This window comes from Arthrobacter sp. WCS2018Hpa-7, from assembly GCF_031843805.1.
In the GTDB taxonomy this organism is placed as follows: domain Bacteria; phylum Actinomycetota; class Actinomycetes; order Actinomycetales; family Micrococcaceae; genus Arthrobacter.
In genome coordinates, this window is record NZ_JAVTJB010000007.1 from 42,188 (window position 1) to 64,859 (window position 22,672).

Consider the following 22,672-nt stretch of genomic DNA (forward strand, 5'->3'; position numbering starts at 1 on the left):
GCCCGATGATCATCATCGCTCAGAAACCGTTTTCCGAAACGATTCAATCCTTGTCGCTGGGGTTAGGGACTGTCAACCCCTGAGGGGATGACGTGCCCGCTGCGGCGGAATCTGCCAGGACGACTGTGTCCTCGAGTTCAAGGAGAGGGAAAAACGCTGCCCGCTCGTAGGGAGTTTTGTTCGGCTGGTGCAATGTCAGGAACAGGCTCCCGTCCAGGTGCCGGCCGATCATTCCATGGCCACCATCTGTGCTCCAGAGTGGTTCGGGCTCCTGGCTCCATGGGCCCAGCACTGTCCCGGATTCGCTGTGCGCAATTCCCATGGCGTAGCCGTTGTCACCAAAGCTGGACCACAGCATGATGAGTTTCCCACTGCTGAGCCGGAAGAGGAATGGTCCGTCAGTGACGTAGACGGGAAACTCCCGGTCCCGGACTGAGGGTACATCCAGGGCGCGGGACCAGGGCGCCTCCGAGGCACTGAAGAGAAACGCGGGCACGCCCACGGCGCTGCGCAGGTCCGGGCTGAGGCGCTGGGCCATCATGGCGCCGTCGTGCACTTGCTTCCATTCGTGGCAGAAGACAATCCAGGGCACTCCTTCCCCGTCCACGTGGAGCGTGCCATCCAGGCATTGCCAATTGGCGGGAGTAACCGGCCCGGCACTCCATGGTTCGTAAGGCCCCTCCGGCTTGTCCGCGGCAAGTACCTGCGTTCCGCGGAGGCGTTCAGGCGCAATGAAGGTGGCAAACATGTAGGAGCGCCCTTGGTACTCATGGACCTCGGGTGCCCAGTACTGCTCCTGGCTCCAAAATCCGCGCGGCGGCCTGAACGCCTCAAGGGGGCCCTCCCAGGCGAGGAGGTCGCTGCTTCGGTAGCAATCAAATCCAGTGGCCTGTCCTGACCAGATGTTCTTGTCCGTGCTGCCGAACAGGAGATAGTCGCCGGACGACGGCCGGGTCAGCACGTAGGGGTCCCGGATCTGGATGTGGTCCAAGCGTAAGGTCACGGCGTTCTCCTTGAAGGATCGAAATAGTTCATACCCCAAACTATTGACGAATATACACCGCCTTGATACGTTTCAGGAACCGTTTTCTTGAGCCTGAAAGAAGCTTACCCAATGACGCGTAAACCCCTCCGACATCTCCGCAAATCCATCGCTTTCGTAGCAGCCGTCAGCATGCTGGGCCTCACGGCGGCCTGTTCCAGCCCCTCCTCCAACCAGCCGGAAGACGGGCCAGTCGAGATCAGGTTCTCGTGGTGGGGCAATGCCACCCGGGCGGACCTGACCAACAAGGCCATCAAGGAATTCGAGGCTGCCAACCCCAACATCAAGGTCAAGCCGGAATACGGCGACATCGGCGGCTACTTCGACAAACTTGCCACCCAAGTGGCAGCCAACGACGCCCCCGACGTCATCACCATGGGTGGCGCCTATCCGGCCGAATACGCCAACCGGGGCGCCCTCCTGGATCTGTCCAAGGTGGAGGGTTCACTGGATCTGTCCAAGATGGACCAGGGAGCACTGGAAAACGGCCAGGTCCAAGGCAAGCAGTACGGCGTCTCCACCGGTGCCAACGCCCTGGCCATCGTCGTCAATCCTGCTGTGTTCCAGGCTGCGGGTGTTGCCTTGCCCGATGACAGCAAGTGGTCCTGGGACGACTTTGCCAAGACGGCCGAGGACATCACGGCCAAGAGTCCCAAGGGAACCTACGGCACGGCTACCGTCCTCACCCATGACTCACTGGATGCGTTCGCCCGCCAGCGTGGGAAGTCCCTCTATACCCAGGACGGCCAGTTGGGTCTGGACAAGGAAACCGTGAAGGATTACTTCGACTTCTCGGTGAAACTCAGTGAATCGGGCGCCGCTCCCAGCGCATCGGAGACTGTGGAGAAGCTCAACGTCAGCACCGAGCAGACACTCATGGGCATGGGCCAGGCCGGCATGATGCTGACCTGGACCAACTCCCTGACTGCCCTCAGCAAAGCCTCCGGGGCAGAGTTGAAGCTGCTCAAGCTTCCCGGTGAGACGCCCACGCCCGGGATCTGGCTCCAGTCCTCGCAGTTCTACACCATTTCAGCCCGGAGCAAGCACACGGATGCCGCCGCCAAGCTGGTCAGTTTCCTGGTGAACAATGAGGCCGCAGCAAAAATCATCCAGAGCGACCGTGGCGTGCCCAGCAATTCCGGCATGCGCACAGCCATCCAGGACCTCCTGACGCCGCAGGGCAAGGTGGAAGCCGCCTACATCGACCAGATCGGCAAGATGGACTTCGCTCCAACGTTCATCGGTCCCACCGGTTCCACGGCGGTCTCCGAGATCACGGCCCGCATCAACACTGAAGTCCTCTTCAAGCGTCTGAGCCCGGAGAAGGCAGCAGAGCAGTGGCTGAGCGAGAGTAAAGCGGCCATCGGCAAATAGGTACCCAACTAGGTGACAGCAAACGCTCTACTGAGGGCTCAGTAGAGCGTTTGCTGTCACCTACATGGGCGGGCAGGGTCCTCAGCCGGCGTCGCGGAGCTAGCGGACTTCCAGGTAGGGGTCCGCCCACGCCCCGATGATGCGCGCAACCCGTGCGGCCTGGCCCTTTCCAGTGAGGAGGTGCTCGCTGCCCTCCAAGGAGATGAAACTCCGGGGGTGCCGGGCCGTACGGAAGATCTCGCTGGCGTTGTCGATCCCCACAGTGTTGTCAGTGGGGGAGTGCATCACCATCAGCGGTTTGTGGAGGGTGCGGATGCAATCGCGCAGGTCGGCGCGTTCCACGTCCTCCACAAAGTGGCGTCGGACCTCCATGGGCCGGCCGCCAAGGTCAACCACGGCGCTGCCGTCGCGCAGGATGTCCTCAATCTCGGTGTCGAACATGTGCTCAACATGCTTGGGCTCATACGGTGCGGCAACGGTCACCACGGCGTTCAGGCCAGGGACATCGCGCGCTGCGGCCAGGACGGCCGCCCCGCCCAAGGAATGGCCCACCAGCAAGGAAATTCCCCGGCCCTGCTCCCGCATGAACTCAGCAGCCAAGATGGTGTCGGACACCTTCACGCTGAACGACCCCGCCGACCATTCACCGGCAGAACCGCCCAAACCCAGGTTGTCGAAACGCAGCATGCCGACGCCCTGGTCAGCCAGTCCCTTGCAGATGCGGGACGCCGCGGGGCTGTCCTTGCCGAGGGTCAAGCCGTGCGAGTACAGGCCCCAGCCGCGGACAGGACCTTCCGGCACGTCCACGATTCCGGCCAAGGTGTCTCCGGTACTTCCCGTGAAGCTGATCTTTTCAGAGCGTGACACGCTGATCTCCTTGCGTTGCGGTGACGATTGCCGTGATGACCGGTGATGTCGGTTGATTAACGACGACGGCGCCCCTCACCAGCAGTGGTGAGTGGCGCCGTCGTCGTGGTGGTTCTTGTACGAAACGCGAACTAGATCTTGCGGGACAGGATGGCCTGCTTGACCTCTGCGATTGCCTGGGTCACCTGGATGCCACGGGGGCAGGCTTCCGAGCAGTTGAAGGTGGTGCGGCAGCGCCACACGCCTTCTTTGTCGTTGAGGATCTCAAGGCGCATGTCGCCGGCATCGTCACGGGAATCGAAGATGAAGCGGTGCGCGTTGACGATCGCTGCCGGACCGAAGTACTGGCCGTCGGTCCAGAAGACCGGGCAGGACGAGGTGCAGGCAGCGCACAGGATGCACTTGGTGGTGTCATCAAAGCGCTCACGGTCCTCAACGGACTGCAGGCGTTCCTTGGTGGGCTCGTGGCCCTTGTTGATGAGGAACGGCATGACTTCGCGGAAGGACTGGAAGAAGGGTTCCATGTCCACGATCAGGTCCTTCTCCACAGGGAGGCCCTTGATCGGCTCGACGGTGATGGGCTTGGTGGTGTCCAGGTCCTTCAGCAGCGTCTTGCAGGCGAGGCGGTTACGGCCGTTGATGCGCATGGCATCGGAACCACACACGCCGTGGGCGCAGGAGCGGCGGAAGGAAACGCTGCCGTCGATCTCCCACTTGACCTTGTGGAGGGCATCCAACACGCGGTCCGTGCCGTACATGGTCAGCTTGTAGTCATCCCAGCGTGCTTCGTCCGAGATTTCGGGATCGTAGCGGCGCACGCGAAGCGTGATGTGGAACGTGGGAATTTCACCGTCGCCGGCAACGCTTGCCGGGAGCTCGATCTTGGAAGCGGGCTCTGCCATTTCGGTCGTCATTAGTACTTACGCTCCATCGGCTCGTAACGGGTGAAGATGACGGGCTTCGTCTCAAGACGGATGCCCGCAACAGATTCCGCCGAGGAGTCGACGGTGACGGAATTGTCCAAGTAAGCCATGGAGTGCTTCATGAACTTTTCGTCATTGCGGTCCGGGAAGTCCTCGCGGTAGTGGCCACCGCGGGATTCTTCACGGTGCAGTGCACCAACGGTCATGACCTTGGCCATGTCCAGCAGGAAGCCCAATTCGACTGCTTCCAGCAGATCCAGGTTGAAGCGCTTGCCCTTGTCCTGAACGGTGACGTGCTTGTAGCGCTCTTCGAAGGAATCAATATCGCGGAGCACCTGCTCCAGGGATTCCTTGGTGCGGAACACCTGCATGTTGGCGTCCATGGTGTCCTGCAGTTCCTTGCGGATCTGGGCAACACGCTCCGTGCCGTTGCCGGTGAGCAGGCCGTCCAGGATGCTGCGGGTCATTGCCTCGGGGTCCTCGGGGAGCTCGACGTAGTCGGCTGTCTTCGAGTACTCCGCAGCGGCGATGCCTGCACGCTTGCCGAACACGTTGATGTCCAGGAGCGAGTTGGTGCCAAGGCGGTTGGAGCCGTGCACGGACACGCAAGCAACTTCACCGGCTGCGTAGAGGCCCGGGACGATGGTGTCGTTGTCCTGGAGCACTTCGGTGGTGATGTTGGTGGGGATGCCACCCATGGCGTAGTGCGCCGTGGGGAACACGGGAACCGGATCGGTGAACGGTTCCACACCAAGGTAGGTGCGGGCGAACTCCGTGATGTCCGGAAGCTTGGCTTCGATGTGGGCGGGCTCAAGGTGGGTCAAGTCCAGGAGGACGTAGTCCTTGTTGGGACCACAACCGCGGCCTTCACGCACTTCGTTCGCCATGGCACGGGCCACGATGTCACGGGGTGCGAGGTCCTTGATGGTGGGGGCGTAGCGCTCCATGAAGCGCTCACCTTCGGAGTTACGCAGGATGGCACCTTCACCACGTGCACCCTCGGTAAGGAGGATGCCCAGGCCGGCGAGGCCGGTCGGGTGGAACTGGAAGAACTCCATGTCTTCCAGGGGGATGCCACGGCGGAACGCGATGCCCATGCCGTCACCCGTGAGGGTGTGGGCGTTGGATGTGGTCTTGAAGACCTTGCCGGCGCCGCCTGAAGCGAACACTACGGACTTGGCCTGGAAGACGTGAAGTTCACCGGAAGCGAGGTCGTAGGAGACCACGCCGGCAACGCGCTTCTGCTTGTACGGGGTACCGTCTTCGCGCACTGCGTCTTCTTCGACGATCAGCAGGTCCAGAACGTAGTACTCGTTGTAGAACTCAACGTTGTGCTTGACGCAGTTTTGGTACAGCGTCTGCAGGATCATGTGGCCCGTACGGTCGGCCGCATAGCAAGCACGGCGGACGGGAGCCTTGCCGTGGTCACGGGTGTGGCCACCGAAACGGCGCTGGTCAATCCGGCCTTCGGGCGTGCGGTTGAACGGCAGACCCATCTTTTCCAGGTCCAGCACGGCGTCAATGGCTTCCTTCGCCATGACCTCGGCTGCGTCCTGGTCAACCAGGTAGTCGCCACCCTTGATGGTGTCAAAGGTGTGCCATTCCCAGTTGTCTTCTTCGACGTTGGCCAGTGCCGCACACATTCCACCCTGGGCTGCACCGGTGTGCGAGCGGGTGGGGTAGAGCTTGGTCAGTACCGCTGTGCGTGCGCGCTGACCGGACTCGATCGCGGCGCGCATGCCGGCGCCACCTGCACCGACAATAACGACGTCGTACTTATGGACCTGCATACCAGATGCTCTCTCTTTCAAAATTCAGATGGTCTGCGGAGGCTGCTCCGCTACGTCAGGCGAACCGGTTCACTCCGCGGAGCCACCGGAAACGCCGCTACGGGGCCGGGCAGAATCCGCCAGGAAGCTGAACGCCGTCAACAACAGGGCACGGGTTGAAGGTGAAGATCACCAGCGTGCCCAGGATGATGATGACCAGGGTGGCCGCGTAGAGGACCGTCTTGAGCCAGAAGCGTGTGGAATCCTTCTCGGCGTAGTCATTGATGATGGTGCGGACGCCGTTGGTTCCGTGCAGCATGGCAAGCCACAGCATGGCGAGGTCCCAGAACTGCCAGAAGGGATCGGCCCACTTGCCGGCAACAAAGCCGAAGTCGATCGCGTGGATTCCTTCGCCGACCAGCAGGTTCACGAAGAGGTGGCCGAAGATCAGCACCACCAGGACGATGCCGGAAAGGCGCATGAAGAGCCAGGCGATCATCTCGAAGTTGCCGCGGCTGGAGCCTGTGCGGTTGTACTTCGGGGCGATCTTGCCGCCCCCGATTTTTCCGCTGCGTGGTGATTCGATGGTTGTCATGGCTTAGTGGCCTCCCAGCGCGAGGGAAAGGTGGCGGATGGCGAAGCCGGCGAACGTGACCAGCCACAGCGCAAGCACGATCCACAGCATCTGGCGCTGGTACTTCGCGCCCTTCTTCCAGAAGTCGATGGCAATCACGCGCAGGCCGTTGAAGGCGTGGAAAATGATCGCAGCGACCAGGCCCGTTTCCCCCAGGGCCATGAGGGGGTTCTTGTAAGCACCAATGACGGCCGTGTAGGCCTCAGGGGACACGCGCACCAATGAGGTGTCCAACACATGGACCAACAAGAAGAAAAAGATCACTACACCGGTAATACGGTGTCCAACCCAGGACCACATGCCTTCACGGCCGCGGTACAAGGTGCCAGCTGGTTTTGTCGGCACTGATTAAACCTTCCTGCAACACAGCGGCGCTGGCATGGGATCCACGCGGGGGGAACGCCTGCTGCGAGAGCACTCGTAGCTCACGCCTAAATCTAGGCTTCGCTCACAGCATATTCAATTTAGGACGGGCTTCTCTCCTTGTTAATTCCATGTTTCCTGCCAGTATTCAGGCGATTTTGCCCAGTCCCTGAGACGAACGCCACATGCGTGGCGTACTGCAGGGCTTGGCGCTTGCGTCGGATAAAGTGTTGCGGTGAGTACAGAAGACGCGAAATACCCGGAATCGCCCATGAACCGCTTCCATGCGGTTATTCCGGCCGGCGGTGTGGGGACCCGGTTGTGGCCACTCTCGCGGGCCGCTGCGCCCAAGTTCCTCCACGACCTGACCGGTTCCGGCAGTACGTTGTTGAGGGCCACCTATGACCGCCTGGAGCCCCTGGCCGGCGAGCGGGTGCTCGTTGTCACCGGCGAGGCACACCGTGCCGCCGTTTGCCGCCAGCTCCCGGAAGTCGGGGACGACGAACTGGTGCTCGAAAGCGAGCCCAAGGACTCCGGCGCTGCGATCGGACTTGCTGCTGCCATCCTGTACCGCCGTGACCCGGACACCATCATGGGTTCGTTCGCCGCGGACCAGGTCATCAGCCCGGACCATCTTTTCCAGGAATCGGTGCGCGAGGCGATCTACACAGCCGCCACGGGCAAGATCGTCACCATCGGCATCAAGCCCACGCACCCCTCCACCGGCTTCGGCTATATCCGTTCCGGCGCTGCCCTCCATGTGGAAGGGGCACCGAATGCGCTGGCAGTGGCTGAGTTCGTGGAGAAGCCCAGCCAGGAAGTCGCCAACAAATACGTAGAAGCAGGGGACTACGTCTGGAACGCGGGCATGTTCGTTGCCCCGGTGGCGCTCATGCTCAAGCACCTCGAAGCCAACCAGCCTGAATTGTTCAAGGGCCTCCAGGAAATCGCGGAAGCCTGGGACACCCCGCAGCGCGCCGAGGTCACCACACGGGTATGGCCCACGTTGCCTAAGATTGCAATCGACTACGCCGTGGCCGAGCCCGCAGCGGCAGCCGGCGATGTCGCCGTCGTGCCTGGCGCCTTCCGTTGGGACGACGTTGGCGACTTCGCCGCGATCGGCCGCCTCAACAACGCCGGCGACGTCGATGAAGTGACGGTCCTCGGTGAAGGCGCCCGCGTGTTCGCGGAGAACGCCAGTGGCGTGGTGGTCTCCGATACCAAGCGCGTCATCGCCCTGATCGGTATCAAGGACGTAGTCATCGTGGACACCCCGGACGCGCTCCTTGTCACCACCAAGGAACACGCGCAACTGGTCAAGGGGACCGTTGACGCCCTCAAAGCCAGCGGCGATACGGACGTGCTCTAACGCCGCTCCTTATACCGTGAGCCACCTCTTTGGTTGTCCTGCGTCTGAACGCAGCGTAACCAAGAGGTGGCTTTCGTTCTTTGCGTGCTGCGGATGGCTAGAGTTGTGACGTGCGCAATTACACGACTGAAACCGAGCCCGCTCCCGTTGTGAGTCCTTGGGTTGATGAACTGCTGCCCGGACTCATCGAATTCCGGCGTGACCTCCATGCGCACCCCGAACTCTCGTTCAAGGAATTCCGCACCACGGACAAACTCGTGGAACGGCTCGAAGCGGCAGGACTGAAGCCGCGGCGGCTGGAGGAAACCGGGCTGACGGTTGACGTGGGTGAGGGCCCCATTGCCACCGCCCTTCGTGGCGACATCGACGCACTGCCGATCATCGAGGAAACCGGCCTGCCGTTCGCTTCGAAAAACCATGGCGTCACGCATGCTTGCGGGCACGACGTCCACACCACTGCCATGCTCGGCATAGCCTTGACTCTGCAGCGGATGCACAAGAACAATCCGCTGGGTGGCACGGTCCGGATCATCTTCCAGCCGGCCGAGGAAACCATGCCGGGTGGCGCGCTGTCCTGCATTGAGCAGGGAGTCCTTGAGGGCGTGCCGCGCATCCTGGCACTGCATTGCGATCCCCGGATCAACGTGGGCCAGATCGGCACCCGCATCGGGGCGATCACCTCAGCCTCGGACACCATCAAAATTGAGCTCTCAGGCCGCGGTGGCCATACGTCACGGCCGCACCTGACCGAGGACCTCGTGTTTGCCTTGGCCCAGATAGCGGTCAATGTCCCGGCAGTCCTTTCCCGCAGGGTTGACGTCCGCAGTGGCGTGTCCGTTGTCTGGGGCCAGATCTCCGCAGGCTCTGCACCCAACGCCATCCCCGGCTCCGGCTATATGGCCGGCACCATGCGTTGCCTTGACCGCGATGCCTGGCACAGCGCGGGGGAGTTGTTGGACGACGTCGTCCGGCAGGTTGCCGCGCCGTACGGCGTGGACGTCCACCTGGAACACACCCGTGGCGTGCCGCCTGTGGTCAACTCCGAGCACGAGACCGCCCTCATCGAAGCTTCCGCCCGCGCAGAGCTGGGTGAAAACGCAGTGGTCCTCACTCCGCAGTCCATGGGTGGCGAGGACTTCGCCTGGTTCCTGGCAGACCTGCCCGGTGCCATGATGCGCCTGGGTACGCACACGCCCGGCGGCGAAGAGTACGATCTCCACCGCGGTGACTTCATCGTGGACGAGCGTGCCCTCGGCTACGCCATCCGCGTCTTGACCGCAGCTGCGCTCCGGACCATCCGCGACCTCGAGCAGTAGCACCCAACTGAGTCGCAGTTGAGCGCGTTTTGAGCTGTCAGAACGCGCTTATTTGCGATTCAGTTGGGTCCGGCCGGCGCAGATGAGTTGTGCACAATTGAATTGTGCACTATCGTTTTACCCATGAGTGATGCACCCCGCCTCCGCCACCAGGTCTGCTTTGCGTTGTATTCGGCGTCCAAAGCCGCGACGGCGGTCTACCGCCCCGTGCTGGAGGACCTCGGTCTGACGTACCCGCAGTACCTGGTGATGCTGGTCTTGTGGGAGCAGGAGCCGCGGAGCGTTCGCGACCTCGGCGCCGAACTGGGTCTCGATTCAGGCACGTTGTCACCCCTCCTGAAGCGCCTTGAGGGCCTGGGACTGGTGGAACGCCGCCGCTCCGCCGAAGACGAGCGCCGCGTGGACGTGGTACTGACCGACGCCGGGACCGCCTTGAGCGACCGAGCCCAGGCTGTGCCCCAGCGCCTCGCCGACGCCGCCGGACTTTCTGCCGGTGAGATCGAACAACTCCACGCCACCCTCGGCAAGCTCACCAAAGCCCTCAACGGCTCACTCTGAGAACAGCTCACTCTGACAAACTCCCGGAAAATCCCGAGACGTCCATTCCCGAAGAGAAACGGAAACACCATGAAGACTCTCTACACTGCCGAGGCACTGGCCTCCGGCGAAGGCCGTGACGGCAACGCCCGAACCAATGACGGCAAACTGGATGTCGCACTCGCCAGCCCCGTGGAACTCGGTGGCAACGGTGAAGGCACCAACCCGGAGCAGCTTTTCGCCGCCGGCTATGCAGCCTGCTTCCACTCCGCGCTGCGCCTGGTGGGCCGCAAGGAACGCGTTGACCTCAGTGATTCCGCAGTTGCCGCCAAGATCCACTTCGGTGCACTGGCTGACAGTGAAGGCTATGGCCTGGCTGCCGAACTCGAGATTGCACTGCCTGCCCTGGACCGCACCACTGCTGAAGAACTGATGGTCAAAGCGCACCAGATCTGCCCGTACTCCAACGCAACCCGCGGCAACATGGCCGTAGACCTCAAGCTCGTGGAGTTCGCAGCATGAGCGCCGTCGCAACCGAAACCCGCGAAATCCAGCTTGCTTCCCGCCCGGTGGGCCGTCCGGCTCCGGAGAACTTCCGGCTGGCGGAAGCGCAGCTCCCCGAGCTCGCCGAAGGGCAGCTCCTGGTGAAGAACCAGTTCATGTCCGTGGACCCCTACATGCGTGGCCGCATGAACGACGTCAAGTCCTACTCGGCGCCGTTCCGCCTCGATGCAGCGCTCGACGGCGGTGCGGTAGGTGAGGTCATCGCGTCCCGTTCGGACGCGCACAAGGTGGGTGACGTCGTCGTACATCAACTCGGCTGGCGTGAGCACGCCGTAGTGGACGCCGCGGCAACCACTCCGGTTCCGTCGGGACTGGCCCCTACCTCCGCGTTCCTGGGCGCCCTGGGCATGACCGGCCTGACCGCCTACGCCGGTCTGCTCAAGGTGGCAGAGTTCAAGGAAGGCGACGTAGTGTTCGTCTCCGGCGCGGCAGGTGCGGTGGGCTCGATGGTTGGCCAGATCGCCAAGGCCATGGGCGCCTCCAAGGTCATCGGCAGTGCGGGATCGCCGGAGAAGGTGGCCCGGCTGCTGGAGCTTGGCTTTGACGCTGCCTTCAACTACAACGATGCCCCTGTGCTGGAGCAGCTGAAGGACGCTGCGGGGGAGCGCGGCATCGATGTGTACTTCGACAACGTCGGCGGCGAACACCTGGAAGCTGCCTTGGCTACCCTCACCGTTGGTGGCCGGGTTGCCATGTGCGGAGCCATCGCACAGTACAACTCCACCGAGCCTCCGGTGGCGCCGAGGAACCTGGCGTTGGCGATCGGCAAGCAGCTGACAATGCGCGGATTCCTGGTGGGCGGACAGCGGCAGCATGCCGCTGAATTCGCGCAGAAGATGGCCGGCTGGCTCGCCGACGGGTCCGTCAGCTACGACGAAACGATCGTCGACGGCTTGGAGAACGCACCGCAGGCCTTCATCGACCTCCTGGATGGCGCCAACACCGGAAAGATGCTGGTCCGCCTGTAATCCACAGGTGAATCGCGTGTGACTTGCGCACCCAGCTACTGCTTGGTAACAAAAGGTCAACAATCTGACCTGGAGTGATCAATTGTGGTAGCTGGGTGTGTTCCAGGCCACTAGTGTGGGTTTATCAATGCGCTTCGGCGCAGCTGCGAGCATCAGTGAAAACAGAATTTCTGCCTCAGGTATAGGAAACGGACACTCATTGACCATCCGTCGTAGCGCCAATCACTTTCTTCCTGGAGGAAAATTGAAGAAACCACTGCGTGCCACCCTGAAGCGCGGTTCAATGGCCGGTGTTGCCACTGTCGGCGCAGCAGCGCTCCTGCTGACCGGCTGTGGACAGGCCCCCGACGCCGGATCCGGCGCCGCTACCAAGAGCGACTTTGTTGGATGCATCGTGTCCGACTCCGGCGGATTCGACGACCAGTCCTTCAACCAGTCCTCGTTCGAAGGCCTCAAGAAGGCCGAGACCGATTTGGGCATCACGGTGAAGTCGGCCGAATCGAAGGCCAACAGCGACTTCGAAACCAACCTCAACGGCATGATCTCCGCCGGCTGCAACCTCACGGTGACCGTTGGCTTCCTCCTGGGAGATGCCACCAAGGCCGCCGCCGAGAAGAACACCGACAAGCACTTCGCGATCGTCGACTACACGTACGAGACTCCGATCGCCAACGTCAAGCCGATCGTCTATGACACGGCACAGGCGGCATACCTGGCCGGATACGCGGCTGCGGCTACCACCAAGACCGGCAAGGTGGGCACCTTCGGCGGCATCAAGATTCCCACGGTCACCATCTTCATGGACGGCTTCTACGACGGCGTCCAGGCCTACAACAAGGCCAAGAACAAGACCGTCCAGGTTGTTGGCTGGGACAAGACCACCCAGGACGGTTCGTTCACGGGTGACTTCGAGAAGCAGGACACGGGCAAGCAGGTCACCATCAACCTGCTGGACCAGGGCGCGGACATCATCATGCCTGTCGCAGGACCTGTTGGTAAGGGTGCAGGCGCTGCACTGAAGGAAGCCAAGGCAGCCGGCAAGGACGTCAAGCTCATCTGGGTTGACTCCGATGGCTACCTCACCGCTCCTGAGTACAAGGACCTCATGCTGACCTCCGTGGTCAAGCAGATGGGCGAAGCTGTTGAAGCCGTGGTGAAGGATGACACGGAAAGCAAGTTCAACAACGCAGCCTACGTCGGCACGTTGGAGAACGATGGCGTTGCCATCGCCCCATTCCACGATCTTGACTCCGCCGTCACCGCTGAAACCAAGTCCGAGCTCGATGCCCTGAAGGCTGACATCGTCTCCGGCAAGCTGGTTGTCGAATCGGCAGCGAGCCCCAAGAAGTAAATCAATTCCTGGACGCGCCGCCAGTACCGAGCCCCGGTACTGGCGGCGCGTTTTTGCCCTGACTACGCTGGGCCTCAAAGCCAGTGGCTTTGGAGCAGTACAGCCGTCCCTCGGACTCACAGAACGGTGGGAGTTGTGAAACTCGAATTGAAGGGGATCTCGAAAGCCTTCGGGACCTTCTACGCCAACCAAGACATCGACCTCGTGGTCGAATCCGGCCAGATCCATTGCCTCCTCGGCGAAAACGGTGCCGGCAAATCTACCCTCATGAACGTGCTGTACGGGCTGTACGAGCCCACAGCCGGCCAGATCCTGGTCAATGACCAACCGGTCAACTTCCGCGGCCCGGGTGATGCCATGGCAGCCGGCATCGGCATGGTGCACCAGCACTTCATGCTGGTCCCTGTCTTCACGGTCGCCGAAAACGTGGCCCTCGGTGCGGAACCGACCTCGTTCGGCGGTGTGCTCAGCATGGACGACACCCGGAAGAAAATCCGGGAAATCTCAGATAAATACGGCTTTGACGTGGATCCCGACGCCTTGGTGGAGGACCTGCCCGTGGGCGTCCAGCAACGGGTCGAGATCATCAAGGCACTGGTCCGCGAAGCCAAAGTCCTCATCCTGGATGAGCCCACCGCAGTGCTGACGCCGCAGGAAACCGATGAACTGCTGGACATCATGCGGCAGCTCAAGGCCGGCGGCACGTCCATCGTGTTCATCTCGCACAAGCTGCGTGAAGTGAAGGCTGTCTCCGACGTCATCACCGTCATTCGCCGCGGCAAAGTGGTGGGGGATGCGCCTCCCACGGCATCAGCCACCGAACTGGCGTCCATGATGGTGGGCCGCCCTGTCAGCCTGAGCCTGAACAAAGCACCCGCGCAGCCGAAGGAAACCACGTTCGTGGTGGAAAACCTGACGGTCCGCGCTGCCAACGGCACCAACGTGGTGGACGGGATCAGCTTCCACATCGCCCAAGGCGAGATCCTCGCCGTCGCGGGTGTCCAGGGCAACGGCCAAACCGAACTGACCGAAGCCATCCTGGGCGTGCAGGAGCATGTCACTGGTTCCGTAACCCTGGACGGCAAGCAACTGCTGGGCCTTCCGGTCAAGGACGTGCTGCGTTCGGGAGTCGGCTTTGTTCCGGAGGACCGCACCGTGGATGGACTGGTTGGTCCCTTCTCGGTGGCCGAAAACCTGGTGCTTGACCTGTATGACCAAGCGCCGTTTGCCAGCGGCATCAGCATGAAGCCGGCCAAGGTTGCCGAGCATGCCAAGGCCAAGATCGAAGAATTCGATATCCGGACTCCTTCTGCGGCGTCGGCCGCCGGAACACTGTCCGGCGGCAACCAGCAGAAAGTGGTCATGGCCAGGGAGCTGTCCAGGCCTCTGCGGTTGTTCATCGCAAGCCAGCCGACCCGTGGCGTGGATGTCGGCTCCATCGAGTTCCTGCACAAGCGCATCGTGGCCGAGCGCGACGTCGGAACGCCGGTCATGATCGTTTCCACTGAACTTGATGAGGTCATCGAACTCGCCGACCGGATTGCCGTGCTCTACAAGGGCAAGCTCGTGGGCATCGTCCCCGCCGGAACGCCCCGCGACACCCTCGGCTTGATGATGGCCGGCGTCGGCCCGGAAGGAGGCTCTGATGACTGAGAACGATCATTCCAAGAGCGAACCAACACCCGTCCCGCCCACTGGGGAGCAATCCGCAGCGGACCTCCGTGCGGCAGATGTCTCACTCGATACCGCGGGAGGCATGCTGGAACCGTCCATCGTTCCGGTGTCTTCCCAAAGCGGCGATTCAGGAGCGCAGCAGGGCAGCCTCATACGCCGCATCGTGATGGGCAACGGCTTCGTGTCCGTCCTGGCCGTCATCGTGGCGCTGTTCCTGGGTGGCCTGCTGATTGCCAGCACGGACGCCCAGGTTGCCAAAACCGCAGGCTACTTGTTTGCGCGGCCCGCTGACTTCCTGAGCGCGTTGTGGTCTGCCATGACCGAGAGCTACGTGGCCCTTTTCCAAGGGTCAGTCTTCAACCCGCGGCAGGGACTGCAGCCGCTGCTTGAAACCATGACTGTGGCAACCCCGCTGATCTGTGCCGGCCTTGGCGTTGCCCTGGCCTTCCGTGCCGGCCTGTTCAACATCGGCGCCCAGGGACAGATCATCATCAGCGCCACGCTCGCTGCGTACGTAGGTTTCGCCTGGCACCTGCCGTTCGGCCTGCACCTGCTGGTGGTCATCATCATGGGTGTCCTCGGCGGTGCACTTTGGGGTGCCATCGTTGGCATCCTCAAAGCACGAACCGGTGCACACGAGGTGATCGTCACCATCATGCTGAACTACGTGGCCTTGTTCCTGCTGGACTTCCTGCTGAACACTGCTGCGTTCCGGCGTCCAGGGGACAACAGCCCCATCTCGCCACGCCTGGACGAATCGGCAACGTATCCCGTCCTCATCCCCGGCTCCCGTCTCCACCTCGGATTCCTCGTGGCCATAGCGCTGACCTTCGGCGTGTGGTGGCTGCTGAACCGGTCCACCATCGGCTTCGAGTTCCGTGCCGTCGGCGCCAACCCCATCGCCGCCCGGACCGCCGGCGTCAAGGTATCCCGCGCCACCATCCTGGTGATGGCCATGGCCGGTGCCCTCGCCGCCTTCGGTGGTATTGCCCAGGTGGCCGGTACGGAAAAGGTGCTGACGGGCGGGGTCGCTGCCCAGATCGGCTTCGACGCCATCACGGTTGCCTTGCTGGGACGCAGCACGCCGTGGGGGACGTTCTTCGCCGGCCTGCTGTTTGGGGCTTTCCGTGCAGGGGCAGTTCAGATGCAGATCCAGACGGGAACTCCCATCGACATCGTGCTGGTGGTGCAGTCCTTGATCGTGCTCTTCATCGCAGCGCCTCCGCTCATCCGGTCGATTTTCCGGCTTGAGTCCAAGAAGAAGAACAAGACACCAAAAGCGGCTCCCAAGGCTGCCCTCGTCAACGCCTCCGGAGGTGCCAAATGAGCGTGACAACCACCGCTCCGAAGTCGGGTTCTACGGCCCTGCCGGCGTTCCGGCCTTCCATGAAAGTCCCGCTCTCGCTCGGCATCCTTGCCCTCATAGCCTTGGTCTTCTTCGGCTTCCTCGGCCCGGACCAGACCGCCGAGATGAAAATCAGCGACGCCGGTGACGCTGTTGCCGTCCCGGCGCTCATGATTCCGGGGCAGGTGGGCGGGGTGGTCTTCGGCATACTGCTGCTGGCCATGGCCGCCTATTCCATCTACCTCTGGACGCAGGGAGAGCGGTCACCCAAGTGGCTGCCCATCGCGTTTGCCGTGGTGTTCGTGTTCGCGTTGCTCGTCTGGATCGTGGCCGGCGCACGGCAGCCGTCCATTTCGCTGGCCGGCCTTGTGGCGGGGTCGGTAACACTGGCCGTGCCGCTGGTGTTCGGTTCATTGTCAGGCGTGCTCTGTGAGCGCGTGGGCGTGGTCAACATCGCTATTGAGGGACAACTTCTGGGCGGTGCCTTCACCGCTGCGCTGGTCGCCACCATGACGGGCAGCCCCTACATTGGCCTGATCGCAGCAGCTGCCGCAGGTGCCGCTGTCTCCATGGTCCTGGCGGTCTTCAGCATCAAATACCTCGTCAACCAGATCATTGTGGGCGTTGTCCTCAACGTGCTGGTCTCCGGCCTCACGGGCTTCCTTTACGGCACGCTGATGGTCCCCAACAAGGAGCAGTTCAACACCCCGGGGCGCCTGGACATCCTGCCGATCCCGCTGCTCTCGGACATCCCCATCATCGGGCCCATCCTGTTTGAGCAGTCCATTGCCGGCTACCTCATGTACATTGCCGTGGCCGTGGTGTGGTTCGGCTTGTTCAAGACCCGGTGGGGCCTGCGGGTCCGCGCCGTCGGCGAGCACCCGCAGGCTGCCGACACCCTGGGCATCAACGTCAACGCCACCCGCTTCTGGAACGTCACCCTGGGTGGTGCCATCGCAGGTATCGGTGGCGCCGTCTTCACCCTGGTGACCATCGACTCCTTCACCAAGGACATCTCCGGCGGCCGCGGCTTCATCGCCTTGGCAGCGTTGATCTTTGGCCGGTGGAACCCGATCGGCGCGTTCCTGGCATCGCTCCTGTTCGGCTTCGCGTACAACCTGCAATCCATCCTGGGCATCATCGGTACCCCGGTGCCCAGCCAGTTCATGGCCATGCTGCCGTACTTGGTGACCATCTTCGCCGTCGCCGGTTTGGTGGGTAAGTCGCGGCCACCGGCCGCAAGCGGCATACCGTACGTGAAGGGTTGACGATGCCGGCGAATGACATCGATTGGCAGGCACTGGAAGAGGCAGCACAGCAGGCCATGCGCCATGCCTACGCGCCGTACTCCAAGTTCCCGGTGGGGGCTGCGGCCCTCACCGAGGACGGCCGGATCGTTACTGGCTGCAATGTGGAGAACGCCAGCTACGGACTCACCCTCTGCGCCGAATGCGCACTTGTTGGCCAGCTCCATATGACCGGCGGTGGCCGGCTCGCCGCGTTCTACTGCGTGGACGGCCAGGGCAACATCCTCATGCCGTGCGGGCGTTGCCGCCAGTTGCTCTACGAGTTCCGGGCGCCCGGCATGCAGCTCATGACCACGCAGGGAATCAAAACCATGGACCAGGTGCTGCCTGATGCCTTCGGTCCCGAAAACCTGGAGGAAACCACGTGACCACCACTGAAGCGTTCGACGCCGTCCAGATTATTTCCATCAAGCGGGACAAAGGCACCCTCACTCCCGAGCAGATTGACTGGACCATCGATGCCTACACCCGGGGTGTCATTGCCGAGGAACAAATGGCCGCGCTGAACATGGCCATCCTGCTCAACGGAATGGACCGCGCCGAGATTTCGCGGTGGACCTCCGCCATGATCGCCTCGGGCGAGCGGATGGACTTTTCGTCCCTGACAAGGCCCGACGGCGGCATGAAGGCTACCAGCGACAAACACTCCACCGGTGGGGTCGGGGACAAGATCACGCTCCCTCTGGCGCCGCTCGTTGCCGTGTTCGGCGTCGCGGTTCCACAGCTGTCAGGCCGCGGCCTGGGCCACACGGGTGGAACGTTGGACAAGCTCGAAGCCATCCCCGGGTGGCGCGCCAACTTGAGCAACGACGAGATCATGTCCCAGCTCCAGGACGTGGGCGCCGTCATCTGCGCGGCAGGTTCCGGGCTGGCTCCTGCCGACAAGAAGCTCTACGCACTGCGTGATGTCACGGGCACCGTGGAGGCGATCCCGTTGATTGCATCCTCGATCATGAGCAAGAAGATCGCCGAAGGCACGGGCTCGTTGGTGCTGGACGTCAAGGTGGGTTCCGGCGCCTTCATGAAGGATGAGGCCCGTGCCCGCGAGCTGGCCGAGACCATGGTGGCCCTGGGCAAGGATGCCGGAGTGCACACCGTCGCCCTGATCACCGATATGTCCACGCCGTTGGGTTTGACCGCCGGAAACGCGATCGAAGTTGAGGAATCCGTGGAGGTCCTTGCCGGCGGCGGTCCGGAAGACGTCGTCGAACTGACCGTCCGCCTGGCTGAGGAGATGCTGGCCGGTGCCGGCATCCACGACGCCGACCCCGCGGCCGCCTTGAAGGACGGCCGGGCCATGGACGTCTGGAACCGGATGATCACAGCACAGGGTGGCGACCCGCGTGCTGCGCTTCCGGTGGCAAAGGAATCCGAAGTTATCTACGCTCCCGCGGACGGTGTCTTGGTGGAACTGGATGCGCTTTCTGTGGGCGTAGCTGCCTGGCGCCTTGGCGCCGGGCGGGCCCGTAAGGAGGACCAGGTCCAGGCCGGTGCAGGTGTCCGCATGCACGCCAAACCGGGCGCGTTGGTCCGTGCAGGGGAGCCCCTGATGACGCTCCTGACGGACACTCCCGAGAAGTTCGAGCGGGCCAAGGAAGCGCTCCAGGATGCTGTGGTGATCGCCCCCGAGGGTTCACGCCCGGCGCATCAGCTCATCATCGACCGCATCGCCTAGGCTTAAGTGTTCCGGGCCGTTCGCCAAGGACGGCCCGGAACACCAGTCATCCGGCGCCTGTGGGGGAGCCGGCTACCGTAAGGAAACCGTGCAGGGCATCAACGATTTCATCCTCGCCGCGGCGGAGCAGCCATGGGTGTTGTTCCTGGTGCTGGCCTGCTGCGTGATAGATGGCTTCTTCCCACCGATTCCGAGCGAATCGGTGGTGGTGGGCCTGAGCGCCGTGTCCGGGAGCAGCGGCTCGCCCAATGTATGGCTGCTCGGCGTGATGGCAGCCCTGGGGGCGTTCTCGGGGGACAACATCGCCTACATCATCGGCCGCCGCATCGGGATCCAGCGGTGGCGGTGGATGCGCACGCAGCGGATGCAGGGCGCCTTCCGCTGGGCAGGCAAGGAACTTCGACGCCGGTCGGCCTCGCTCATCATGGTGGCCCGCTTCATCCCCATTGGCAGGGTGGCCGTCAACCTGACGGCCGGCGCCACGCACTTCCACCACCGACGCTTCGTGGCCCTTACAGCCATGTCCGCCGTCCTGTGGGCCACGTATTCGGTGATCCTGGGCTACTTCTTTGGTGTCTGGTTCGAGGACAACCATCTCCTGGGTGCTGTCATCGCGATCGTGGTTGCCGTGATCCTGGGAATCATCATCGATCGGATCATCAGCAAAGTCCGTGGATCCGTGCCGCTGGACGGCAAGAACATCCCTGAGGAAGACGCCCCGACTCCACCCACGGTATGACGCTTCAGGCCCCGGAAGATCAGCCCGGCGGTTGACGACGGCACCTTATCAGCACCTATAGCGTTAAGCGTGTGATCCCAAGGCTGGGACGTAGCGAACGACGTCCCGGCCGTGGGACACTAGAGCGACTTCCGTCACACCGTCAAGTCATATTCGTCTAGGAGCTACCGCCGCGTGGAGTTTTTGAACCAAATGCTCGAGCATGCAGCCGGGCAGCCCTGGATATACCCGGTCCTGCTGGTCTTCTTCTTCATTGACGGATTTGCCACCATCCTTCCCAGCGAAACAGCCATCGTTGGCCTCTCGGCGCTGTCCCTTCACAGCGGAGAGCCCAACCTGTGGATCCTGGGAGCCACTGCACTGGTAGGTGCCATGGCAGGCGACAACATGGCCTATATGCTGGGCCGGAAAATCGGCCTCACCCGCTGGAAGTGGATGCGACGGCCCAAGGTCCAGAAGATGTTCGCCTGGGCGCAGTACGAGCTGGACAAGCGCGGCGCAGTCCTCATCTTCACGGCCCGCTACATTCCATGGGGCCGCGTGGCCGTGAACTACGTGGCCGGACAAACCGGCTTCCGCCACCGTACATTCTTCTGGTTGGACGCCTTCGCCTGCATCACGTGGGTAGGTTACTCCATCGGTATCGGCCTCCTCGCGGGCCAGTGGGTGCATCACAACCCGCTCCTGGGAGTCGGCATCGCGGTTGCCTTCGCCGTGGTCCTGGGCATTGTGGTGGATCACGCCCTCCGTTGGTGGCACAAATACCTGGAAAAGAAGGACCTCGCCAAGGAAGCTGCTGCCAGCACCGAAACGGCAGCCGTTGATCCCGCGGAAAAGGCGATCGCCGGCGTCGACCTCTCCAAGCCCGCCAGCTAGGCCACCAGCAGTATCAGCCAGATTGGCTGTGGGGACTAGTCTTAGTACGTGACTGAGCCCATACTTGACGCCGCCCCTGCCCTCGACTTCGATCTGAAGAGCCTCCCCAAGGTTTCCCTCCACGACCACCTGGACGGAGGCCTCCGCCCCGCCACCATCATCGAGCTCGCTGAGGCGGTCGGCCACACGCTGCCGTCCACCGACCCCGTTGCGCTGGGTGAATGGTTCCGCGAATCAGCCGACTCCGGCTCTCTGGTCCGCTACCTCGAAACGTTCGACCACACCATTGCTGTCATGCAGACCAAGGAAGGCCTCTTCAGGGTCGCCAAGGAATTCGTGGAAGACCTCGCCGAGGACGGCGTGGTGTACGGCGAAGTCCGCTGGGCACCGGAACAGCACTTGCAGAAGGGCCTCACCCTGGACGAGGTTGTTGAGGCCGTCCAGACCGGCCTTGAAGCCGGCGTCGACGCTGCCGACGAGCGTGGCCAGCAGATCCAGGTGGGCCAGCTCATCACCGCCATGCGCCACGCCGATCGTGGCCAGGAGATCGCAGAGCTCGCTGTCCGCCACCGTGCCAACGGCGCTGTGGGCTTTGACATTGCCGGCGCGGAAGACGGCTTCCTCCCGTCCCGTTTCAAGGACGCCTTCACGTACCTTGCCGAAAACAACTTCCCGGCCACCGTCCACGCCGGTGAAGCAGCGGGCCTGGAAAGCATCCAGTCAGCCCTGGTCGATGGCCGCGCCCTGCGCCTTGGTCACGGCGTCCGGATCGCCGAGGACATCTCGGTGGAGTTCGAGGACAATTCCGACGACGACGGCGAGGACACCATTGGCATGGTGACCATCGGCAGCGTGGCAGCCTGGGTCCGCGACCGCGGCATCGCCCTGGAAATCTGCCCTTCCTCCAACCTTCAGACCGGTGCCATTTCCGGCTTTGGCGATGGGATCGAAAGCCACCCGGTGGACATGCTCTTCCAGCTCGGCTTCAACGTCACCATCAACACGGACAACCGCCTCATGAGTGGCGTCACTCTGACGGATGAGTTCGAGCTGCTGGTGGAAACCTTCGACTACGACCTCGATGACCTCCTCGAACTGACGCTCAACGCCGCCGAGGCAGCCTTCCTGCCGCTGGACGAGCGCGAAGCCTTGGTTGAGTACATCAACGATGCCTACGCCAACCTCGACTAAGGACTCCAAAGAGCTCGAAAAGCTCATCCGGACGATCGCAGCCCTGCGTGAGCACTGCCCCTGGATGGGTGGGCTGACGCACGAAGCGCTGGTGGAATACCTGATCGAGGAAGCCTACGAAGTGGTGGATTCGATCGAAGCAGGCGACTCCCCGGAAAGAGACAGCGAGCTCCTCGGCGAGCTGGGTGATGTATTGCTTCAAGTAGTGCTTCACGCCCGGCTCGCCGAGGAGCGCGGCAGCTTTGATTTTGCTGACGTAGCCCGGGGCATCAACGCCAAAATGGTCCGGCGAAACCAGCACGTCTTCAAGGCGGACGGTTCCCTCCGGGAGAGTTTTCCGGCCAGCGTCGAGGAAATCATCGTCAAGTGGGATGCCGCCAAACGTGCCGAGAAGCCGGAACGGAAGGATCCCTTTGAGGGCATCCCGCCGCACCTTCCTGCCTTGGCAGCAGCACAGAAGTCCCTGGACAGGGCAGCCCGCGCAGGGTTGGACGTTTCAGGGCTTGATGGTGATGCACGGTTGGTCGATCCACAAGGTGCGCCGGCCGCCGTCGGACTTCCCGTCATCCCGGCCTCGGAAGAGGCGCTCGGTGAGCTGCTGCTCGCCGTCGTGGCCGGTGCCCGGGAGCAAGGACTCGACGCCGAACGGGCCCTCCGTTCCGCAGTTCGATCGTTTCAGAACAGCCGGGCCCAGCCTTCATGACGTGAGTCTTTGGAAGTTGTTCCGTAACCTAAGCCACTCTCGACTACGCTAGTAGCGACGAGGACGTTGAGAATTTCCCTCCTCA

General features: G+C 62.6%; 22 protein-coding genes. 16 read left to right on the top strand and 6 right to left on the bottom strand.

The window, feature by feature from the left end; translation table 11 throughout:
* Window positions 1-43: 43 nt before the first annotated feature.
* Window positions 44-1,003, bottom strand: a complete 960-nt coding sequence (locus RQH14_RS09980) for a glycoside hydrolase family 43 protein (RefSeq protein WP_311213108.1) — start codon at window positions 1,001-1,003, stop codon at window positions 44-46.
* 111 nt (window positions 1,004-1,114) lie between these two features.
* Between RQH14_RS09980 and RQH14_RS09985 the strand changes: the two genes are divergently transcribed.
* Window positions 1,115-2,416, top strand: coding sequence for a sugar ABC transporter substrate-binding protein (locus RQH14_RS09985; protein ID WP_311213109.1), 1,302 nt, complete (start codon window positions 1,115-1,117; stop codon window positions 2,414-2,416).
* Between the two features lie 99 nt (window positions 2,417-2,515).
* Here RQH14_RS09985 and RQH14_RS09990 read toward each other — a convergent pair whose 3' ends face one another.
* The 5 genes from RQH14_RS09990 to sdhC all read right to left on the bottom strand — a co-directional run bounded on the left by RQH14_RS09990 (window position 2,516) and on the right by sdhC (window position 6,954).
* Entirely contained in the window at window positions 2,516-3,283 is a 768-nt protein-coding gene (locus tag RQH14_RS09990) for an alpha/beta fold hydrolase (protein ID WP_311213110.1), read from the bottom strand.
* Between the two features lie 131 nt (window positions 3,284-3,414).
* A complete protein-coding gene (locus RQH14_RS09995) occupies window positions 3,415-4,197 on the bottom strand; it encodes a succinate dehydrogenase iron-sulfur subunit (protein WP_026542862.1) in 783 nt (260 codons plus the stop codon).
* Complete coding sequence (sdhA, locus tag RQH14_RS10000) at window positions 4,197-5,996, bottom strand: succinate dehydrogenase flavoprotein subunit (protein ID WP_311213111.1); 1,800 nt, start codon at window positions 5,994-5,996, stop codon at window positions 4,197-4,199. The genes RQH14_RS09995 and sdhA overlap by 1 nt, the downstream gene beginning before the upstream one ends.
* Window positions 5,997-6,093: 97 nt before the next feature.
* Entirely contained in the window at window positions 6,094-6,570 is a 477-nt protein-coding gene (locus RQH14_RS10005; protein ID WP_311213112.1) for a succinate dehydrogenase hydrophobic membrane anchor subunit, read from the bottom strand.
* A 3-nt stretch (window positions 6,571-6,573) separates the two neighbouring features.
* Complete coding sequence (sdhC, locus tag RQH14_RS10010; protein ID WP_089594138.1) at window positions 6,574-6,954, bottom strand: succinate dehydrogenase, cytochrome b556 subunit; 381 nt, start codon at window positions 6,952-6,954, stop codon at window positions 6,574-6,576.
* A 289-nt stretch (window positions 6,955-7,243) separates the two neighbouring features.
* On the opposite strand from sdhC, the gene RQH14_RS10015 reads away from it, so the two are divergent.
* From RQH14_RS10015 to RQH14_RS10085, 15 genes are all read left to right on the top strand, one after another.
* Entirely contained in the window at window positions 7,244-8,341 is a 1,098-nt protein-coding gene (locus tag RQH14_RS10015; RefSeq protein ID WP_396136281.1) for a mannose-1-phosphate guanylyltransferase, read from the top strand.
* 110 nt (window positions 8,342-8,451) lie between these two features.
* Window positions 8,452-9,657 (top strand): amidohydrolase, encoded by a 1,206-nt coding sequence (locus RQH14_RS10020; RefSeq protein ID WP_024820064.1) that lies wholly within the window; start codon window positions 8,452-8,454, stop codon window positions 9,655-9,657.
* 123 nt (window positions 9,658-9,780) lie between these two features.
* Window positions 9,781-10,215, top strand: coding sequence for a MarR family winged helix-turn-helix transcriptional regulator (locus RQH14_RS10025; protein ID WP_089594140.1), 435 nt, complete (start codon window positions 9,781-9,783; stop codon window positions 10,213-10,215).
* Window positions 10,216-10,284: 69 nt separating this feature from the next.
* Window positions 10,285-10,716, top strand: a complete 432-nt coding sequence (locus tag RQH14_RS10030) for an organic hydroperoxide resistance protein (protein WP_311213114.1) — start codon at window positions 10,285-10,287, stop codon at window positions 10,714-10,716.
* The gene (locus RQH14_RS10035) at window positions 10,713-11,726 is read left to right on the top strand and encodes an NADP-dependent oxidoreductase (RefSeq protein WP_311213115.1); all 1,014 of its coding nucleotides are present in this window, start codon (window positions 10,713-10,715) and stop codon (window positions 11,724-11,726) included. The genes RQH14_RS10030 and RQH14_RS10035 overlap by 4 nt, the downstream gene beginning before the upstream one ends.
* A 283-nt stretch (window positions 11,727-12,009) precedes the next feature.
* Window positions 12,010-13,077, top strand: a complete 1,068-nt coding sequence (locus RQH14_RS10040; protein ID WP_311213229.1) for a BMP family ABC transporter substrate-binding protein — start codon at window positions 12,010-12,012, stop codon at window positions 13,075-13,077.
* A 135-nt stretch (window positions 13,078-13,212) separates the two neighbouring features.
* Entirely contained in the window at window positions 13,213-14,730 is a 1,518-nt protein-coding gene (locus tag RQH14_RS10045; protein WP_311213116.1) for an ABC transporter ATP-binding protein, read from the top strand.
* A complete protein-coding gene (locus RQH14_RS10050; RefSeq protein ID WP_311213117.1) occupies window positions 14,723-16,078 on the top strand; it encodes an ABC transporter permease in 1,356 nt (451 codons plus the stop codon). The genes RQH14_RS10045 and RQH14_RS10050 overlap by 8 nt, the downstream gene beginning before the upstream one ends.
* Window positions 16,075-17,364 carry an ABC transporter permease gene (locus tag RQH14_RS10055; protein ID WP_311213118.1) on the top strand — a complete coding sequence of 430 codons (1,290 nt, stop codon included), beginning with the start codon at window positions 16,075-16,077 and terminating at the stop codon, window positions 17,362-17,364. Before RQH14_RS10050 ends, RQH14_RS10055 begins: the two co-directional genes overlap by 4 nt.
* Before the next feature lie 2 nt (window positions 17,365-17,366).
* Entirely contained in the window at window positions 17,367-17,771 is a 405-nt protein-coding gene (locus tag RQH14_RS10060; RefSeq protein ID WP_311213119.1) for a cytidine deaminase, read from the top strand.
* Entirely contained in the window at window positions 17,768-19,078 is a 1,311-nt protein-coding gene (locus tag RQH14_RS10065; protein WP_311213120.1) for a thymidine phosphorylase, read from the top strand. Before RQH14_RS10060 ends, RQH14_RS10065 begins: the two co-directional genes overlap by 4 nt.
* Window positions 19,079-19,166: 88 nt before the next feature.
* Window positions 19,167-19,817 (top strand): DedA family protein, encoded by a 651-nt coding sequence (locus tag RQH14_RS10070; protein WP_261608898.1) that lies wholly within the window; start codon window positions 19,167-19,169, stop codon window positions 19,815-19,817.
* Between the two features lie 192 nt (window positions 19,818-20,009).
* Entirely contained in the window at window positions 20,010-20,693 is a 684-nt protein-coding gene (locus RQH14_RS10075) for a DedA family protein (protein ID WP_311213230.1), read from the top strand.
* 48 nt (window positions 20,694-20,741) lie between these two features.
* Entirely contained in the window at window positions 20,742-21,884 is a 1,143-nt protein-coding gene (locus tag RQH14_RS10080; RefSeq protein ID WP_311213121.1) for an adenosine deaminase, read from the top strand.
* Complete coding sequence (locus RQH14_RS10085) at window positions 21,862-22,587, top strand: MazG nucleotide pyrophosphohydrolase domain-containing protein (RefSeq protein WP_311213122.1); 726 nt, start codon at window positions 21,862-21,864, stop codon at window positions 22,585-22,587. Before RQH14_RS10080 ends, RQH14_RS10085 begins: the two co-directional genes overlap by 23 nt.
* Window positions 22,588-22,672 lie beyond the last annotated feature (85 nt).

Excerpts from the sequence above, each read along its gene's own strand:
- RQH14_RS10075 (WP_311213230.1), top strand. The coding sequence starts at position 20,010 with ATGCTCGAGCATGCAGCCGGGCAGCCCTGGATATACCCGGTCCTGCTG.
- RQH14_RS10060 (WP_311213119.1), top strand. The coding sequence starts at position 17,367 with ATGCCGGCGAATGACATCGATTGGCAGGCACTGGAAGAGGCAGCACAG.
- RQH14_RS10050 (WP_311213117.1), top strand. The coding sequence starts at position 14,723 with ATGACTGAGAACGATCATTCCAAGAGCGAACCAACACCCGTCCCGCCC.
- RQH14_RS10035 (WP_311213115.1), top strand. The coding sequence starts at position 10,713 with ATGAGCGCCGTCGCAACCGAAACCCGCGAAATCCAGCTTGCTTCCCGC.
- RQH14_RS10040 (WP_311213229.1), top strand. The coding sequence starts at position 12,010 with ATGGCCGGTGTTGCCACTGTCGGCGCAGCAGCGCTCCTGCTGACCGGC.
- RQH14_RS10025 (WP_089594140.1), top strand. The coding sequence starts at position 9,781 with ATGAGTGATGCACCCCGCCTCCGCCACCAGGTCTGCTTTGCGTTGTAT.
- RQH14_RS10055 (WP_311213118.1), top strand. The coding sequence starts at position 16,075 with ATGAGCGTGACAACCACCGCTCCGAAGTCGGGTTCTACGGCCCTGCCG.
- RQH14_RS09995 (WP_026542862.1), bottom strand. The coding sequence starts at position 4,197 with ATGACGACCGAAATGGCAGAGCCCGCTTCCAAGATCGAGCTCCCGGCA.
- RQH14_RS10015 (WP_396136281.1), top strand. The coding sequence starts at position 7,244 with ATGAACCGCTTCCATGCGGTTATTCCGGCCGGCGGTGTGGGGACCCGG.
- RQH14_RS10005 (WP_311213112.1), bottom strand. The coding sequence starts at position 6,570 with ATGACAACCATCGAATCACCACGCAGCGGAAAAATCGGGGGCGGCAAG.
- RQH14_RS09985 (WP_311213109.1), top strand. The coding sequence starts at position 1,115 with ATGACGCGTAAACCCCTCCGACATCTCCGCAAATCCATCGCTTTCGTA.
- sdhA (WP_311213111.1), bottom strand. The coding sequence starts at position 5,996 with ATGCAGGTCCATAAGTACGACGTCGTTATTGTCGGTGCAGGTGGCGCC.
- RQH14_RS10085 (WP_311213122.1), top strand. The coding sequence starts at position 21,862 with ATGCCTACGCCAACCTCGACTAAGGACTCCAAAGAGCTCGAAAAGCTC.
- RQH14_RS10030 (WP_311213114.1), top strand. The coding sequence starts at position 10,285 with ATGAAGACTCTCTACACTGCCGAGGCACTGGCCTCCGGCGAAGGCCGT.